At 51.2% G+C, this 18,279-nt stretch carries 15 protein-coding genes; 4 read left to right on the top strand and 11 right to left on the bottom strand.

Annotation, left to right across the window (positions count from 1 at the left end):
* Positions 1 to 4: 4 nt before the first annotated feature.
* The 3 genes from LCH85_22640 to tyrS all read right to left on the bottom strand — a co-directional run bounded on the left by LCH85_22640 (position 5) and on the right by tyrS (position 3,107).
* On the bottom strand, positions 5 to 1,189 hold the full coding sequence (locus LCH85_22640) for a class I SAM-dependent methyltransferase (protein ID MCA0354803.1): 1,185 nt from the start codon (positions 1,187 to 1,189) through the stop codon (positions 5 to 7).
* Between the two features lie 103 nt (positions 1,190 to 1,292).
* On the bottom strand, positions 1,293 to 1,874 hold the full coding sequence (locus tag LCH85_22635; GenBank protein ID MCA0354802.1) for a hypothetical protein: 582 nt from the start codon (positions 1,872 to 1,874) through the stop codon (positions 1,293 to 1,295).
* A 51-nt stretch (positions 1,875 to 1,925) separates the two neighbouring features.
* Positions 1,926 to 3,107, bottom strand: coding sequence for a tyrosine--tRNA ligase (gene tyrS / locus LCH85_22630; protein ID MCA0354801.1), 1,182 nt, complete (start codon positions 3,105 to 3,107; stop codon positions 1,926 to 1,928).
* A gap of 398 nt (positions 3,108 to 3,505) precedes the next feature.
* Between tyrS and LCH85_22625 the strand changes: the two genes are divergently transcribed.
* The 3 genes from LCH85_22625 to LCH85_22615 are packed head-to-tail and all read left to right on the top strand — an operon-like array spanning position 3,506 to position 6,701.
* Positions 3,506 to 3,982: a flavin reductase family protein gene (locus LCH85_22625; GenBank protein ID MCA0354800.1), complete on the top strand. Its 477-nt coding sequence runs from the start codon at positions 3,506 to 3,508 to the stop codon at positions 3,980 to 3,982.
* A gap of 14 nt (positions 3,983 to 3,996) precedes the next feature.
* Positions 3,997 to 5,322, top strand: a complete 1,326-nt coding sequence (locus LCH85_22620; protein ID MCA0354799.1) for a hypothetical protein — start codon at positions 3,997 to 3,999, stop codon at positions 5,320 to 5,322.
* Positions 5,323 to 5,336: 14 nt separating this feature from the next.
* Positions 5,337 to 6,701 (top strand): cyclic nucleotide-binding domain-containing protein, encoded by a 1,365-nt coding sequence (locus tag LCH85_22615; GenBank protein ID MCA0354798.1) that lies wholly within the window; start codon positions 5,337 to 5,339, stop codon positions 6,699 to 6,701.
* Here the strand turns inward: LCH85_22615 and LCH85_22610 are convergent.
* The 7 genes from LCH85_22610 to LCH85_22580 form a co-directional block, all read right to left on the bottom strand.
* Positions 6,687 to 7,739 carry an STAS domain-containing protein gene (locus LCH85_22610; protein ID MCA0354797.1) on the bottom strand — a complete coding sequence of 351 codons (1,053 nt, stop codon included), beginning with the start codon at positions 7,737 to 7,739 and terminating at the stop codon, positions 6,687 to 6,689. The two genes, LCH85_22615 and LCH85_22610, sit on opposite strands and share 15 nt — an antisense overlap.
* 101 nt (positions 7,740 to 7,840) lie before the next feature.
* The gene (locus LCH85_22605; GenBank protein MCA0354796.1) at positions 7,841 to 8,482 is read right to left on the bottom strand and encodes a M23 family metallopeptidase; all 642 of its coding nucleotides are present in this window, start codon (positions 8,480 to 8,482) and stop codon (positions 7,841 to 7,843) included.
* Positions 8,479 to 9,117 carry a glucosaminidase domain-containing protein gene (locus tag LCH85_22600; GenBank protein ID MCA0354795.1) on the bottom strand — a complete coding sequence of 213 codons (639 nt, stop codon included), beginning with the start codon at positions 9,115 to 9,117 and terminating at the stop codon, positions 8,479 to 8,481. Before LCH85_22600 ends, LCH85_22605 begins: the two co-directional genes overlap by 4 nt.
* 28 nt (positions 9,118 to 9,145) lie before the next feature.
* Positions 9,146 to 9,727, bottom strand: a complete 582-nt coding sequence (locus LCH85_22595) for a hypothetical protein (GenBank protein MCA0354794.1) — start codon at positions 9,725 to 9,727, stop codon at positions 9,146 to 9,148.
* A 104-nt stretch (positions 9,728 to 9,831) separates the two neighbouring features.
* Positions 9,832 to 10,404 carry a DinB family protein gene (locus LCH85_22590; GenBank protein MCA0354793.1) on the bottom strand — a complete coding sequence of 191 codons (573 nt, stop codon included), beginning with the start codon at positions 10,402 to 10,404 and terminating at the stop codon, positions 9,832 to 9,834.
* Between the two features lie 12 nt (positions 10,405 to 10,416).
* The gene (locus LCH85_22585; GenBank protein ID MCA0354792.1) at positions 10,417 to 13,521 is read right to left on the bottom strand and encodes an AAA family ATPase; all 3,105 of its coding nucleotides are present in this window, start codon (positions 13,519 to 13,521) and stop codon (positions 10,417 to 10,419) included.
* 72 nt (positions 13,522 to 13,593) lie between these two features.
* Positions 13,594 to 13,776, bottom strand: a complete 183-nt coding sequence (locus tag LCH85_22580; protein MCA0354791.1) for a twin-arginine translocase TatA/TatE family subunit — start codon at positions 13,774 to 13,776, stop codon at positions 13,594 to 13,596.
* 340 nt (positions 13,777 to 14,116) lie between these two features.
* On the opposite strand from LCH85_22580, the gene LCH85_22575 reads away from it, so the two are divergent.
* Entirely contained in the window at positions 14,117 to 17,770 is a 3,654-nt protein-coding gene (locus tag LCH85_22575; protein MCA0354790.1) for an AAA family ATPase, read from the top strand.
* Between the two features lie 325 nt (positions 17,771 to 18,095).
* On the opposite strand, the gene LCH85_22570 is transcribed toward LCH85_22575, so the two are convergent.
* Positions 18,096 to 18,279: hypothetical protein (locus LCH85_22570; GenBank protein MCA0354789.1), on the bottom strand; the 184-nt coding region annotated here is incomplete at its 5' end.

Genomic DNA, 18,279 nt, shown 5'->3' with positions numbered 1-18,279 from the left:
ACGGCTACCAGACGCGGCAGATTAATCCCTTGAGATAGGCCGCCTCTGGGAAGGTCAACAAGACAGGGTGATCACCACCTTGGGTGAGTGTGTCGATAATTTGGGCATCGCGGCCAGCATCCAAGGCTGCGCCAAACACCACTTTTTGAAAAAGATCGGCGCTAATCAGCCCTGAACATGAGAAGGTTGCCAACACGCCGCCTGGTCGCAGCAAGTGGAAGGCTTGCATATTGATATCTTTGTAGCCGCGGGTTGCTCGATCAATTTGGCTCTGCGAGTGGGCAAACTTGGGTGGATCAAGCACAATCAGATCGTACTGCTTGCCTTCTTCGCGTAGTTGGCGCAAAATCTTGAAGGCATCGCCTTCGACCGCCGTAACTGGAGTGTTAAGCCCATTTTGGGCGAGGTTGGTATGTAAACCACGCAAGGCCGCTGCTGAACTATCAACCGCTGTGATCGATTGAGCGCCTGCACCCGCCGCCAGCACCTCAAAACCGCCAGTGTAGGAGAAAACCCCCAGCACTTCGGCATCCTTGGCATATTGGGCCACCCGCTGGCGATTGATGCGTTGATCAACATACCAGCCAGTTTTTTGGCCGCCTGCCAAATCGAGCACAAACTCGTAGCCATTTTCGCGAATGGTTAATTGATCGGGTGGTGCTTCGCCCCAAAGCAGGCCTTCAGCCTCGCCCAAGCCTTCACGAGCACGAATTTCAACATCAGAGCGCTCGTAAATCCCGCGGACTGGCATCAATTCGGCCAAGGCTGCGACGATGATCGCCGTGTGCGCAACTGCACCTTGAGTCAGCAATTGCACCACCAGCCAATCAGCAAAACGATCAACAATTAAGCCTGGTAAGCCATCGCTTTCGCTAAAAATCACGCGATAGGCGTTGGTTTGTGGGTCGTTGTGGAGCTGTTCGCGGCCTTTGATTGCCCGCTCGATCCGTTGGCGAATAAAACTAGGGTCTAGCTCCTCGTCGCGTTGCCACGTCCACAGACGGGCGATCATTTGCGAGTGGGTGCTGGCAGTGCCCCGCGCCAGCCACACCCCCTCGGAGCTAATAATATCGACGGTTTCGCCAGGATGCACTGGGCCAGAACGACGGGCGACCGCCCCGCTGAAAACCCATGGGTGGCGTTGGCGAATTGATTTATCACGATCAGGTTTGAGAATAAACCGCAACATACCTTTTGCTCGCTTTAAGGCTAGGTCAGAGCCTAGCAGGTTGAGTGATATGGGAGAAATTTCGCGATCCTGAAATCCTCTGGTGAGAGTATAACGCAGTTTGCTACTCTTCCAACAGGGCCGATAAAACGCGAGCAAAAACGTGGGCTTCTTCTTTGGTGATGGTTTCAAGATCGATCATCGGCAGCAGAATCCGTTGATCAACAGGCAAGGGTTGGGCATGCATCGATTCGACATTGCCTGGCACATGGCCAAACAATTTAGCACACATCAAACGGGTTGGTGCTTCGCCAACCGTTACGATGATCCGTGGGTTGACCAATACCAGCTCGCGCCAAAGATAGGCAACGCAGTTTGAGGTTTCGACCATAGTTGGTGGGCTATCGGCATGGGTGCTACAACGAACCAGATAGGTCAGGTATGCGCCGACCAAACGTGGTTCTTCATGCTCAGGATCAGAGGCTGTGCGCAAACGTAAGGCACGCAGCAACACCTGTAAACGCTGACCAGCGACAGTACGCGTCCATGGCACGCCAGTCTGATTGGCTCCCAAACTTTCGGGCACTTCGCCCACGAACATCACTTTGGCGTTGGCATCGCCATAGCCATGCACAATGCAGTTACGTTCTTGAACTCTGCGCCAACATTTAAAACAGGCGGTCGCCAACGGAAACGGTTGATCCATAAGCCTTTTGCTGTGACGAGCGAACCCGCCACAGCACCCTCGCATCTAGCGCTAATTACCAAGTAATTTCACAAATTTGCGCCGCCCAACTTGTAAAATTTGTTCGCCAACTGGTTGGACCAAGCTATCGTAGCTGCTAATTTTTTCGCCCGCCAAGCGCACACCACCGCCATCAATCAAGCGGCGAGCCTCGCCTTTGCTAGCGGCCAGCTTGGTTGCAACCAACAAATCGACGATGTTGGTCGCTTCGCTGAGTGCTACTTCGGGCATGTCGGTTGGCAAATCGCGTTGTTGAAACACGCGAATAAATTCAGCCTCGGCCTCAGCCGCTGCCGCTTCACCATCAAGTTGGCGAATAATATCACGCGCCAGTTGCATCTTGAGATCGCGGGGATTGACGCTGCCAGCTTTGATCGCTTCCGGCATGGCCTTGACTTCAGCCAGCGGTGCATCGCTCCAAACTTCGTAATAAACTGGCAAAACATCATCACCCATTGACATAATTTTGCCATACTTATCATTGGGCGACATTAAAATATCAACCGAATTGTTGAAACTTTTGCTCATCTTGCGGCCATCAGTCCCAATAATTAATGGCACGAGGATCACATCCTGTGGCTCCATACCCATTTGTTCCATCAATTGCCGCCCCGCCAAAATGTTGAATTTTTGGTCAGTGCCACCAAACTCGATATCAGGCTTGATCGCAATTGAATCGTAGGCTTGCAGCATGGGATACATCAATTCAAGCACAGTTAACTGCTGGCCTGCTTCGTAGCGCTTACGAAAGGTTTCGTGAGCCAACATTTGGTTAACGGTAAAGCGACCAATCAAGCCAAAAGCTTTTTCAAGATCAAACTGGCCGAACCATTCGCTTTGCCAGCGAACCTCGGTTTTGGCTGGATCAATCACTTTAAACACTTGATCCATGTAATATTTGGCGTTGCTTTTGGTTTCTTCGACCGTCAAGCGTGGGCGGCTTTCGTCACGGCCCGTTGGGTCGCCGATTTGAGCCGTCCAGTCGCCCACAATTAACACCACGGTATGGCCAAGCTCTTGAAATTGGCGCATCTTGCGCAACGCCACAGCATGGCCAATATGAATATCGCTGCGGGTTGGATCGATGCCCAATTTAAGCCGTAATGGTTTGCCAGCATTTAATTTGCGGCGAACATTGGCCTCAACAATAACCTCAGACACGCCCCGCGATAAAATTTCATCAATCGTCAACATGAATTTTTAGACTCCTAACTGAGCTAGGCGAGCACCAAGCAGTCATCGGAGCCAAACCCCTTAACGCTGTTGGAGCAAATAAACCTACTATTCTAGCAGCGATAATAGCATAGAGGCCTAGCGGCGGGCAAATAATGGCCTTTGGGGGTTGGGGATCGGTAATTGGGGATCGGCATTTAATCTAGCGCCTTGACAAGTATGAGGGATAAGGGATGAATATCAGTGCCAATCTGTGGCAAAACAGACACTTCGCGCTCTTCGCGTCCTTCGCGGTTTCAACCTTCGCGTTCTTTGCAGAATTAAAACCGATCCCCAGTCCCCAACGACCGATCCCCAATCTTGCATTGAGATTTGAACCTCGTTACAATACCCGCAGCAATCTGTATGAGGAATATTCGATGACGCTTGACCCTGCTTTGTTTCGGCAAGCAATGAGCCGTTTTGCCAGTGGTGTAACTGTAGTGACAACGATCGTGGATGCAAAGCCCTATGGTTTAACGGTTAGCGCCTTTGCCTCGCTCTCTTTAGATCCAGCTTTGACGATTATTGCGATTGATAAACGTTCGCCGATGCACGATCTGTTGCTCCAAGCGCAGGCTTTTGCGATCAATATTTTGAGCAGCGAGCAAGAATCGTTGTCGCGCCACTTTGCTGGCCCACAAAAACACGACTGGTCGGAAATTACTGCGGCTGCTGGCAATCGCAGTATTCCATTGCTCGATGGAGCCTTGGCCAACATGGAATGTGGGCTGTTTCAGGCAGTTGATGGCGGCGATCATACTATTTTTATTGGCCAAGTTGAGCATGTAACCCTGCGCGATGGCCTGCCGCTGCTCTATTATCGTGGCGCTTACCACGATCTTGTTCAGCGTTGAAACGAGCACGAAGCATGTGGTTGACCTTAATCTTATTTGTGGTTGGGCTGGGGCTGGCTTTTGGCTTGGGTGTGATGGTTGGGCGGCAACGCACGATTCCAGCAGCCACTCCGCTCGAAGCCACACCGTTGGTCAATTTTGAGTTTAAAATTCCTGCCGATACCGCGCCCGGCGATCAACTGTACCTGACTGGTTCGTTTAATCAGTGGCGACCGAATGATCCGACCTATGTGCTCTCGCGTAGCGCCGATATTGCCTATGGCGCTTGGCCGTTTACCCATGGCTTGCAGCTTGATTTCAAGTTAACCCGTGGTTCATGGTCGAACGTCGAAAAATCACTCGATGGCAGTGAAATTCCCAATCGCACTGGGATTGCCGCCAGTGGTGCGCAAGTCAAGGGTACAGTGGCGGCTTGGGCTGATCGTCAGCGTGATTCGGCTAAAATCTACGATGAGCGGGTTGAACGGGTCGATTTTTTCAGCCAAGCTTTGGGAATTACCCGTATATTTTATATTTATGTGCCAGTTGAAACCCGTAATGACGAAAATCTGCGCGTACCAAGCCTCTATCTTTTCCGTGGCCATGAACGTGAATGGATCAATAAAACTGAAGATGGGACGCGCGGTGGTAATCGCAATGTGATTGATGTCTACGAGGAATTGCGCCGCCACGATCGCGTTGGCCCAATGGTCTTGATTTTTCCAGGTATGACCAGCACCAACGATGCAGTCCATAGTTTGGGCATCAATCTGCATTCAGCCAAATTGGCGGCTGATCCGTCGCTGGGCACTGGCTTATTCGAAGATTTTATCTATCGCGATTTGATTCCCTATATCGAAACCCATTATCCAGTGCTGTTTGGCGGTGCGCATCGTTCGCTTGATGGCTTTTCGTTGGGCGGCTTTATCAGTGTTAATCAAGCCTTGCGCCATCCCAACGAGTGGGCCTCGGTTGGGGCTTACGATGGCTTATTCTTTTGGGACGACCCTGAGAATGCCGAAATGATCGCTGCCCGCGATAGTGTGTTCGAACGCGATTTATTTGATGCCAACTTTGGTATGCCACGCGACCATACCTTTGCAGCCCAACATAATCCATTGACCTTGCTGCGAATTGATGGAGCGCAGGCTTCAAAATTGCAATGGTTGATCGAATATGGGCCTGAATCCGCCGAACCCAATGTCAATTATTATCGTGGGGCACGGCTCGATGAACTGTTGCGCGAAGTCGGGGCGCACAATCGGCTCAGCGGGGTGGTGCCAAATGCCAATCATTCATGGCAAATGGCCGATGAACATATGCGGCGTAGTTTACCCTATCACTATCAACAAACTCAATAATTGAGGCTCAATGTATGGCTCCTCTCGCGCTCAATCTCCAAGTTGATGCTTTGCGGAGCCTGCCCAATTTGGCCGAATTACCCACCAACGAAGCCACAATTTTGGCGCGAATTGGGGTTTTTCGGGCTTTTGCGGCAGGCGACACGATTCCGATTGCCCGTTTACGTAGCAGCCAATGTTATGTGATTTTGAGCGGCGTGGCCGATACCGTGATTCTTGATCGCGATGGTGAGCCGATTTCAATTGGCGAGTTGGGCGAGGGCGATTTTTTTGGCAATAGCATCTTTTTTAGCTCACACTCGCTGTTGTATGCCGTCCAAGCGCAAACCCAAATTTTCGCGTTGCAATGGTCGATTGAGCGTTTGCATGAAAAAAAGCAACATCTGCCACTATTTATGCACTTGCTCGAAGCGAGCTATTTGCAACGCCGCGCCGTTAGTGCCCTGAGCCGTGTGCCGTTGTTCAGTCATGTCAGCGTTGAAGAACGCGCCTTGTTGGCAACCCAACTGACGCGCCAAGAATTTGGCCGCAATACCGTGATTTTTGAGCAAGGCTCGGCTGGCCAAGCTTTATATTTAATCGAACAAGGCCAAATTGCGGTTGAGCAACATGGCGTTATCGTGGCAACCCTCAGCGATGGCGATTTTTTTGGCGAGATGGCTTTGCTCTCGGCAACACCGCACAATGCCACTTTACGCTGTTTAACTCCAACTCGCTGCTTGCACCTACCTGGTGCAGTTTTTGCAGCCCAAGTTGCTCAACATCCTTCGCTTGAAGCGGCGGTACGGCGGGTGATCGATGAACGGGTGCATCACTCAGAGCGAGTACGCGGAGACCAAACTCGTCAGCATTTGATCAAGGTGGCGGTGCGCTATGGCATGTTTCGTGGCTCGCATGTGTTGGTGCGCCAGCCTGCGCAATGCCCGCCCGATTGCCGAATTTGCGAGCAGGCTTGTGCTGAGCGCTTTGGTCAAACCCGCATGCGGCTCAATGGCGCTAAAATTGAAGATTGGGATATTACTCAGAGTTGTCGGCAGTGTCGGGTTGGGGCCGAATGCGTTGAGGCTTGCCCCGAAGCTGCGATTCAGTGGGATGATAATGGGGCGTTACGTATTACTGATGCTTGTACTGGCTGCAATGAGTGCGTTGTGGCCTGCCCTTATGATGCCGTTGAATCGCAAACGATCTTTTTGCAGAACCAGCAAGGGCCACTTTGGCAGCTTTGGCAGCGGATGCGCCAGCAATCACATCAAATTCAGCCCAAAACTGTGGCGAGTAAATGCGATTTATGTGCAGGCTATGATGATCGAGCTTGTTTGAGCCAATGCCCAACTGGCTCGTTGCAATTAATCTCAATCGAAGAGCTATTTCCCTTTTGAAGGCTGTAAAACCTCTTGAATCAATTGCTCCAGCTGGCCAGTTTTGCCAAAAATGCGCAAATCGACATCGGTAAAGACCAATTGCTGGACAATCTCGCTGGTCATGCCGGTAACCCGCACCTCACAGCCCAAGAGTTTAATCGCTGCCAACAGATCAGCAAAATCGGGCAATACGCTGGCATCAGGCAATAATGCTCCAGTCATATCGAGAATTAAATGTTGCGCTCGTAGTTGGTAAATTTGTTGGAGCACGGCGCTGCGAATATGGCTAATCCGTTGTTGATCGAGCATGCCCGTAATTGGCAGCAAAATCGCATTATTGCCCAAGCGGATAATGGGTGCTTCGAGCAGTTGAATTTGATTAAGCAGGCTTTCTTGACGTTGGGCCAAGGCTTGTAATTGGTGGTTGCCTGCTTGCAGCGATTGGTTGGCCTGCGCTAATTCAGCTTGTTGATTGGTGATTAATGCCGTATGTTCAGCTAGCACTTTTTGACTGCGCTGATCAGCCAAGCCAATCACGATCATCATGGAAGTCAAAATCAAAAAAACGACCACAAAAATAATCAATTTCAACAGCAACATCGGCGCAGGAATCATTAACTCCAGCGGAATCACCCCATAAATTTCGAGCAAGGGGAAGGTAATTAATGCTGCCAAGGTAACGACACTGACCACCAGCACATAGCGTAATTCGCGCAGTACCAACATGGTCAAGGCTGGCCAAATTAGATACAACGTCCAATTCATGCCCGATAATTGTGCCCCAGTCGCATCGGTTAGCACAATCACCCCGACGATCAACAAGAAATTGACCACGACGATCCGTGGGGCATGGCGTGATTTGCGCAATAGATAGAGAAAAACATTGATAGTCGTAACGAGCGCTAGACCCAGCGCAACTCCCGCCCGCTCCTTGGGAATTTCAACCAAAAACCAAGTGGCAATGCCAATTAAGCCAACCATGACGGTTTGGGCAATCACCAAAAGCCGAATTCGCTCAACCAGCGATTGTTGGGGCGTGGGCGTTGCTAGAGCCATAGTGCCTCGTATGTTCGATCAATGAGGAAACTGAGCAAAAGAAAAGCATGAATCAAAGCGATTCATGCTTTTAGGATAATCTATTTTTAGCGCGAAAAACATTACGGTAACGGGTGGTAGTTGAGGGGATTTTGGTTAACCCCATTATGCCAAATTTGGTAGTCGAGGTGCGGGCCGCTCGATGATCCAGTTGAACCGATCGTACCGATGATTGTGCCACGTTCAACATAATCGCCATCTTGCACTTTGAACTCGGAGAGGTGGGCGTAGCCAGTTTTATATTCGTTGCCGATAACCCAAATATGGTTACCTGCTGGCCACGAATCGGCGGTAACCTCGATATAGCCGCTCATGGTCGCGCGAACTGGTGCGCCGACCGAACCAGCTGGATCAGCCGCGCCATCGCCATTACCATCAACCGCTAGATCGATTGCGCCCCAAACTTCGGCAGGCGCGTGTGAGCCAACCCCATAGCCTTGGGTCATTACTACCCGATTGGCAGCAACTGGATTGCCCCATGGCTGATCGCTTGAAATGCCTGGTGGCGCGACCAAGGTATCGCCCTGGCCAACCTGAATTGCTGAGCCAGAGAGTCCCGCGACGCTGGGGTTTTCACCGCGCCAAGCGCTGATTGTGGGTGTAGAAGGACGATTGAGCAACAAAAAGAGCACCACAATCAAGCCGAGGGCGACTGCACCACGTTTATAGTTATTGCCGTAATCGCTCAAATCATACCAATTCATGAACCTGCTGCTCTCCATGAGTTGACCAATGTGCGCACCGTTTCGACATAATGGTTGGTGTCGTTTTCAACTGGCGGCGCATACACTGGAATAATATCTTGAATTGTTGTCAGTTGCCATTCGTCGATATATAAATTGCGAATCAGCTTGTACCAATCTTCGATACCTTCGTCCCAGCTTGGGTATTTGCGATAGCCTTGGTAATCTTCATAGCCAGCGGTGGTGCGAATATTGCCAATCGATTGCGTGACTCGCGCGACACCTTGGGTTCCGGCAGTCGATTCGTGAATGAAAAAGGCTAGGCAGTAGGCTGGATCGATGCCATACTTGATACCCATATCATAAATCACTTGACCCTTGCCAGTTGCTGGAGAATTGTAAGAACTGAGCACCTGATCGATTTTTGCAGCAGAAATGGTTGGTACACCCAAAATACTATCGCCGTCGATGGCCCCAAACGAGCCAGCGAGATTGCCACTGGCAGATTGGGCAGGTCGGCCTGGGGCACTCATCGAGCTATAAAAGGCATTGCTCCGACCACGAAACTGCAAGATCATCCAGACCAAAGCAGCTGCCAGCGCAATCAAGAAGAGGGTGCGTCGTCGCGAAGAAAAATCGTCAAAACCATATAACATGGATGGGTTCTCCTGGCACGGAGACCACTCATTGTTGCTGGTTCAACAAACTAGCTTGTTCCGCAGCAGTGATCATCCGAAAGCCATCGGCTTGGTTGATATAAATTAGTTGTTCATTTTTGATGTTGACCAATAGCTCCGGACGGGCATCGTTGTTCAGATCGTGGGTCGAAAGGGTGATGGGGGTCAGATCTTCGCCTGCGCCAAAGAGATATGGGCCAATCAGCGTGCGAGCTTTGCTTGCATCGCCTCCAGGGAATTCTAACACAACCACCCGCCGATTCAAATTGATTGCCATAAATTCGCTGGGCAAGCCTTGGGCGCTTTCGTGGCCGACATTGGCAACTAAGTGCGAAACGCGTGGTCGGCCATAGCGTAAATCGTCAATCCAGACCCCAAAAATGCCGCTGAGTGCGCCTAAAAGTAGGGCTAAAAGTACCACTACCCCCGCCCAAAGTAACCGATTAATCCAAATTGCGGGCAGCGTCGTTGGTTGTTGTTGCGTTTGAGTGCGCCGGAGCGCTTGTTGCGGAGCTGTAACTCGGACAAGTCGTCGCCCCATCGATTGGCGTGGATAATTTGTGCGTAAATTACGACTTGTGACCGCCATAATGCCTCCTCAGGCTAAACGTACATGCTCGTTTACCACTGAAGAAAATTATAGTAGAACTTTTGTTCTATGTCAATGATTGTCACAAGTGTATGCGATGTTAACTATTCGCTGACAACGTGGCTTTGGCGTAATTTGGCAAGATCGTTGAGATGATGCGCGGTGTGGGCATGCATAAAAAATAACATCTCACGCACGGTTAATTTACCCAAAGCTGGATGCGGCAATTGATACTGATCAAGTGCTGCTTCATCCCAATGAAAAAGCGTTTCGATCAACTGTTGATTGAGTTTTTGCCATTGTGCAACCAAGGCTTGTTGCGCTTGCAAACTGATTGGGCCTTGGGGTTTTGCTGGAATCGAATAGGCCGGAGCGCTAAATCCCTTGGCAATAACTTCTTGATAACGAGTTTTAATCGTCAGATAATCAGTTGATTGATGCTTGGGCTTGCCAAACAATGTGCTCAAACTAAACCGTGGGACATAAAACGCCAGGGTCAAAACTTTGGTCAATTGCTGAAGATGCAACACATTCTCAGCAGGCGACCAAACCCCTTCTGGATGAGCAAAACATTCCTCAGGGGTCAAGGCCAAAATTATGTCGCTAACGCTTGTAACATCGCGTTCTAAAGCAATCGTCAATTCACTATGGCTATAGGGCACCGATTGATCGGCCATGGCAACTCCTTTTTAAATAGAACGCTGATGAACCATTGCTGGTTGCATGCTGCCAAGTTGTTGTTGTAATTGCTGAACCCGCTGATACAAAAAGCCTTGTTCAGGTGTGACGGCCTGTTGTGCCCGTTGTAAGGCGGCATTAGCGGCTAAATAATCGTGGCGTTCTTGCCAAATTTCGGCCAGCCAAATGTTGATTTGGGTTTGTAAAAATGGCGCAGTGAGCAATTCAACTTCGCTGAGTGCTGTGCGCATTAAGACCAATGCTTGATCAAGATCGCCGCGACCACGCGCCACCAAGCCCAAATTAGCACGATAATTGGCAACTTGCGCGGCATTGCCATTGGCTTGGGCCACGCTAATTCCACGTTCAAACCATTCTTCGGCCTCGTCCCAATGCTTTTCAGCAAGGGCAATTTCGCCGCGTGTGCTATACAAATATTGTAATGGCACGCGCAAGGCCAAGCGTTCGGCCAAGTGCAAACCTGCTTGAATATGGCTATGCGCCGTGACTAGATCGCCGATCAAGGTAGCATTATAGGCAGCATTGTTATAGCCCAAGATAATTTGATATTGCTCGTTAGTTGCGGCAGTGCTGGCAATCGCCAAGGCAAAAGTTTCGACCGCAGCCTTAATTTCGCCGCGCTGCGCCAAAATATTGCCCAACTCGAATTGACAACGCCCAATCAATGAGTGATTTTGCTGGGCGGTCGCAACCTCTAAGGCGGCTTGAATATTTTCGTAGGCTACATTTAATGGGTAGCCCGCCAAACGCTGGCTAATCGCCAAGAGCAACAGCAAATCGGCTTCGATCAATTGATCATCGATCTTGTGTTTATGATAAATTGCCAAGCCCCGTTCAGCCCATTCGATCACCACCTCAGGCCTGCCAACGACCAAATAGGTGCGGCCAAGTTTGGTGCACACTGCTACAACCCGTAGCCAATTGGCTTGGGCTTGATATTGCGCCAGCGCCGTATGATAAACCTCACGCGCCGCAGGCACTTCGCTATTCCACTCCAAGGCATCGCCCAGCCGACAATAGCGCTCAGGCGTTGGATCAAGCTCAATCGCCTGTTGCCCAAAAGCCACAGCCTCATTCGGTGCTGCCAATGAAAGCGCGTGCTCTAGAGCTTGGTCGGCATAACTGGCTGCCAATTTAACCTCGCCCGCCTCGCGATAATGCAATAGCAAACGTCCAGCAATCGCCCGTTGATCGCTATATTCGTGCTGCAAGGCTTGGGCGGCGCGGCGATGCAAAAAGCTGCGGCGGGCGCGACTTAGGCTATTACGCACAACGGTTGCTACCAATGGGTGACTGAAGGTATAGCTATCACCATGCTCTTTTAAAATAGCGGCGTTGAGCAACCCATCAAGTCCATCGAGGGTTTCTTCATCGGAGCGTCCACCAGTTTCGCGCAGGATGCTATAGCCAAACAAGGGGTCAAGCACCGCTGCCGCTTGGACAATTTGGGCTGCTCGTTCTGGCAAACGCGCCAAACGAGCGCTGAGCACATCGACCAACATCGGCGGCACATCAGCCGGATCAGCCGTGCGGCAAAGTTCGAGCAAAAATAATGGATTACCCGCGCTGCGTTCGAGCAAGGTCTGATCATCAGGATTAGGATGGCCCAATGTGCTCAAAAGTTCCCGTGCTTCGCTGATATCGAGCCGTGGCACGTCGATGCGCGTGACCAAACTGCCACGTTGCCAACCAACCACCAAGCGCTGCAAACGAGCGTTGGCCTCTTCCGAACGATAGGTCACAACCAGCACAATCGGCAAATCGTGCAAGCGATCAACGACGTAATCGAGCCATTCGGCGGTTGCTTGGTCGGCCCAGTGTAAATCGTCGATGCCAATTACCAGATGATTGGTCATCACTGCTCGCAAACATTGGGCAAAAGCCTCGAACATGCGCCGTCGCTCTTCATCGGCGGGCAACACTGGTGGCTCAGGCAAATTGGGAATATGCCCACGCAATTGCGGCAGCAACCGCGCAACCTCGGCCAACCACATCGGATCAACCGCTGAATCGCCCGAAAAAAGCCGCGATAGGCAGATGCGCTGACCAAATAGCTCGGTCAACGGGGCAAACGGTAAGCTTTGGGTCGATTCAAGGCAGTGCATCGCCAACATAGTGCTATCGGCGGGCAATTGCTGTGCCCATTCCTGCCAGAGCCGCGATTTGCCAACCCCAATTTCACCAGTAATGAGCACCACTTGCAAGCCACGTTCATTGCTGCGCATCAAGGCTTGGTTAAGCAGTAATTGCTCATATTGCCGCCCAACAAAGGGCGCGGCACGAGGGGCGGCGCGTTTAATTGGCTTGAGCAAGGGCTTTGGCTCAGCAATCGGCGCTGTGACCACAGGTTTTGTTGGCTCTGGTGAGTTGTTTGTACTCATCAGTTGGTTGGTTTGCAAAATGCGCTGGCGCAGCATTTGGGTTTCAGGCAAGGGATCAATCCCTAACTCACGCTGCAACGTATTAGCCAACATCTCATATTGGCGCAAGGCCTCGGCGCGTTCACCTTGCCGCCAATGCGCCTCGATAATCGCCTGATACAACGATTCGGAGAGCGCATCGAAGCGCAGGGCGGCGCGAGCTAAAGTCAACACATGGACCCATTGCTGTTGTTTTTGATAATTGCTAATCGCGGTTTGAAACAAGCGCATCGTGGTTAAATGCACCTGTTCGCGCTCAGTCACCAGCCATAAATCAAAATCGGGAGCGTCGGGCAACATCACGCCATCGAGCAATGGCCCTTGGGCAAGCTGCAACAAACCCTCAACGGTTGGTGAAACCAAACCTTCTGCCAAACTGCGTAACTGCCAAAGATCAACCACACAATCCGGATGCAAACGCAAGCGATCCTCATCGGCTAAGATGATCTCACCACCTAAACTGCGCCGAATTGTCCACAGCGTATTGCGTAAATTTTTGCGGGCGGCTTCATCGCTACTTTCAGCCCACAGCAATGCCAGAAGATGTTCGCGGCGTTGAGGTTGGATGGTTGCTGCAAGATACCCCAAGAGGGCTACCGCTTTGCTGGGAAGCGACTGTGCTTGCTGATTGTAGAGGATTGAAGGAACCCCGAGGAAACGCAGGGCAACGGTCATAGCCCCCCCGTAAGAACAACGCGAGGCACGCGCTACGTGCCTCAACGATGCATGTCAATTGTTAGTAGTCCGTTATTTCGATTCGTTTTTGCTAGCATCGGTTGGTGCTGTAGCATCTTCATCGCGCACACCACGGCGAAACTCGCGAATGCCACGACCCATTGCTCCACCAAGATCGCCAATCCGCGAAGCGCCAAACAATACAATCACAATTGCCAAAATAATTAACAGTTCTGTTACGCCTAAACCAGCCATTGCAAGCCTCCTTGAGGAATGGTATCGCCAATGCAATACCCGTCTATTGCCATTATACGCCGCTGCTAAGCATAGTCAATTAGACTAAAGCTACCTAACAGGTTGAGTTGTGATGATATGCTTAAAGAATGAATGATTTGCGAACAAATGATTAAGTTTTGATCATACTACCATATCTAGCGCCCTCCTACAGTCAATTAGTCCTAAACCTGCTTGATAGAATGACATAATCTGCTGAAATCTATACCTTTTGTTGCCAGTGATCAACAGTTTTCGCCTAGAAAGGCCTTGGACATCAACGCCGCGCCACCACTCTAGACATGTCCACTACAATAGACGTATGCAAGATTGCTCGCTCTACCTATTTGGCTCGCCACGCCTCCAATATGAAACCCAACAGATTGCGCTTGGCAATGGCCCGCTAGCCGCGTTATTAGTATTTTTAGCCTTAAATCGCCAGCAGCCCGTCAGCCGCTTGCGCTTGGCGGCGACAATCTGGCCCGATTTGCCTGAGCCACAGGCACGTCGGGCACTTTCGGCGGCACTCTATCGGCTACGCCAAAACTGCCCAAGCTGTGATGAATGGCTCTTGGCGAACGCCCAAACCTTGCAATTAGGCTCAATTTGGTGCGATCTCCAAGCGTTTCAGCAAGGTGCGCAAAGCAATCAAAGCATCGATTGGCAATTGGCATGTCAATTATATCGTGATGAATTATTGCCTGATGTTGATGCCGAATGGCTTGATGGCCCCCGCGCTGATTTGCAAGCACTATTTGCCGCCACGATTGCTAAATTGGCGCACCATGCCTTTGCCCAAGGCGATTATATTGTGGCGCTAACGAGTGCTGAGCGTTGGCAAGCGTTCGATCCCTTCGATGAACAAGCCTGTATGCTCCTGATGCGTTGCCATGTAAGCCTTGGCCGCCCGCACTTGGCATTAACCGCCTATCGGCATTTGTGCGAACGTTTGGCTGCTGATTTGGGCGTTGAGCCAGTTGCCGAAACCAGTGCCCTCGCCGAGCAAATTCGGGCTGAACAAACTTTGCGTCAAACCACGATTGGCGGTAGTTGGCAGAAAATACCATTTGTGGGTCGCACGCATGAACGTTCGTTGTTGCTTGATGGCTTGGATGCTGCCTTGAGTCATAGCGGTGGCTTGGTGCTGCTCGATGGCGCTGCTGGGATTGGCAAAACCCGTTTATTGCACGAATTGAGCCAAGCAGCCCAGGCGCGTGGTTTTCGGGTGGCTTGGGGTGCAGGTCAAATTAATGGTGGCAATTCGCCCTATGCTCCACTTGATCAAGCCCTAACCCAAATCCTTGATCAAAGCCTGCTTGACCAATTTGATCCGATTACACGGCTTGGTTTGTCGGCGCTTGTGCCAAATTTACCCCAATTGAGTCAACATGATCATGCAAATCGTCCGAGTTTGCCTGCGGCGTTATTGAATGCTTTACTCGCAGCGACCCAGCAAGCGCCATTATTATTGGTGCTTGATGATATGCATTGGGCACAACGGATTGTATTTAATGTGTTGCAATGGTCGCCGAGCCAAATTCAGGCGCTCTTACGCTCCCGTTTATTGCTGATCTTGGCCTATCGCGGCAGCGAATCGAGCCATATGTTGCAAGCCTTGCGCCGCATGCGTCAAGAATTGCCAGTTCAATCAGTTAAATTAAATGGCTTGGCGCTGCACGATTTTCAACATCTGGTGGGGCGCTTGTGGCCGAATCATGTGCCGATTCCGAGTATGGCCGAGATTGCTGCTTTACATGCCCTGACTGCGGGCAACCCACTCTTTTTGCAAGAGCAATTATTACATCGTGGCGATGCCCATGAGCACTCCTTTCAAGCATTGGTGGCTCAGCGAGTGCAGTCCTTGCCGATGTTGGCGCATCGGGCGTTGGCTGCGGCCAATGCGTTGGGCCGTAGCTGGACATTAGCAGCTTGGCGATTTGTCGCAGGCGCTGAGGTCGATCAGGCTATCCCTGATCTTTTAGATGCGCGGCTGGTGGCGCAGACCCACGCCGGATTTCAGTTTTACCACGATCTGATTGCCGTGGCGGTTGAGCAAAGTTTAGCGCTGGAATTATGCCAAGCAGCGGTGCAACAGGCCGCCAATTATTTTGAGCAACAGCCACTTTGCCGACCCGAAACGATTGCTTGGGCCTATGAGCGAGCGCAACGCTGGGCAGCGGCGATTGGAGCCTATCAACAAGCTGGCGAACAAGCCTTGCAAGCCTATGCCTACACGACAGCCCTCGATTATGCCAATCGGGCGTTGGAGCTGTATCAGCAAATACCAGTTGATGCCCGTTTGGAATTGACCTTATTGCGCTTGCGTCAACGGGTTTTAGTATTTTTGGGTCAATTAGAAGTTTGGCGAGCCGACGTTGAGCGCCTAGAAACTTTGGCTTTGAGTTTGGGCGATCAAGCGGCCTTGCTCGAAGTGTATGAGAGCCGGATTGTGCTCTCTTCGGTTGATTCCAACCCAACTGAAATGGCGAGCATTGCTGAGCAAGCCTTAGATTTGGCTCAAGCTCAGCAATTGCCAGCGGTAGAAGCCCGCATTTTAAATACCTATGGCTTTCATTTAATTAGTAGCGCCGCAGTTCAGCCACGCAACAGTTTGCCATTGCTTGAACGAGCAGTGGCTCTTGCCCGTAGCAGCCACGATGATACGGTGTTGGTGGCCTCGCTTTGTTCGTTAGCCTTTGCCTATCGGATGCTGGGCGATACCAGCGTCGCCCAACGGATTGCCGCCGAAGCCTTGACCTTGACCGAATTGCATCCCTATTTGTATCCAGCTCGCGGCAATGTGCTGCGGGTATTGAGCGAAGTTGGTATTAGCTATGCCGATTGGGAAACCGCGCTCAGCACAATGAACAAAGCGGTTGAATTGCTCGAGGCGCTTGATGATATTTGGCTTTTGGGTGTGGGTTTGTTCATGTCAACCTTCATCACAACCGCGCTTGGCTTGACCGAAATGGCCCAAGCGACGACCCAGCGCATTCGCCAGATGATTCGTGATTCCAAAATGCCGCCCAATTCCAATTGGTCATTTTTTGCGCATAGCGTCACAATTTTGGTGGCCTTAGAAGCTGGCGATTTTGCGCAAGCTGAAACGGTGGTGCAAGAAGTGCAGCCTTGGCTTGATCAGGCGCATCAACAAGGTGCAGGTTTATATCTACTTTCAGCAATTGGGGCAATGGAGATTTTTCGCAATCGGCCCGACCAAGCCTTGCCTTTGTTGCGGCGAGCTACAGCCATGTGGCAACAAGCGCGATCAGCCTTTTTGCAACCAATTTTGATGCATGCCTTAGCTGCTCAATTATGTGGTTTTGCTGCCGAAGCCCAAGCGATGTTGGCCGAAGCCGAAGCCATGTACGACCCCAAAGAGCTGTTTTATGCCGATGTATTGCTGCATTTCACGCGGTTTTGGGTATATGGTGATCGGGCACATTTGCAACATGCTTACAGCTCAATTCACAATCAGGCCAATCGTTTCCGTGACCCAACCCTACGTGATTCCTTTATAAATAATGTTAAGTTGCATGGCATGGTGTCGCAATTGCACCGAGTCGCGCCGCTGGCGGGGGCGATTCGCTCGATGGCCGGCCTGTGGATGCGCCTGACGCGGGTGTATGGCCGTACCCAAATGCTTTCCGAGGGCGGCTATATTCAGCGCAAAGTGTTGTTAGTTCGCGCCGATGTGCCTTTGGGCAAATCACTGAGCCACACCGATCGGGTTGAGGTAATTTGGACCTTGCATGCACCTGAGGATAATCGCTTTAATGATCGCAGCGAATTGCGCATCCATCGTTTGCAGCGCCTGCTTGATGAGGCTGACGATGCTGGAGCGGCCCCAACCGACGACGATTTAGCTGATGCTTTGGCGGTCAGTCGGCGCACGATTATCCGAGATATGGCCTTATTGCAATCCCAAGGCTCAGCTGTGAGCACCCGCCGCCGTCGCGCAGTGGGCGAGGAGTGAAAGAAAGGCAAAAGGCAAAAGGCAAAAGGCAAAAGGCAAAAGGCAAAAGGCAAAAGGCAAAAGGCAAAAGGAGGGCCAGCCAATGCAGTGGGAATGGAGTAGCCACATCGGGGCCGAGAAGCATCATTCGTGCAATCCGTGCAATTCGTGGCTAAAAACGTCTCTTCGTGGCCTTCGCGTGCTTCGCGGTTGCCGTCCTCTTTGTGGCTCAGGATTGTAGGATTTGACAAGGGCGGCAATCTGCGGTAGAATCCCCGGGCTGTCAACGAATGACTGAATAACATCGGTCAGGACACACACAACTGATGCACTCGCCCACAACGGCTCATTTGACACAAACGAGCAGCGGTGGTAGAATCCTCAGGCTGTTGACCGACAGCATCGATGTTTGCTCAACATCACACATTTGACGAATTGCTCCGCTCCGATGCTCTTCTGACATCAGCGGATTTTTTATCGCCAAAATCGCACCTTTCCAACTGATGGGTGCTGCGTCCGCAGCACATTCC

Source organism: Chloroflexota bacterium, assembly GCA_020161265.1.
Lineage (GTDB): Bacteria > Chloroflexota > Chloroflexia > Chloroflexales > Herpetosiphonaceae > Herpetosiphon.
The sequence above is the reverse complement of the archived record's forward strand: the minus strand, read 5'-3'. Positions and strand labels throughout refer to the sequence as shown.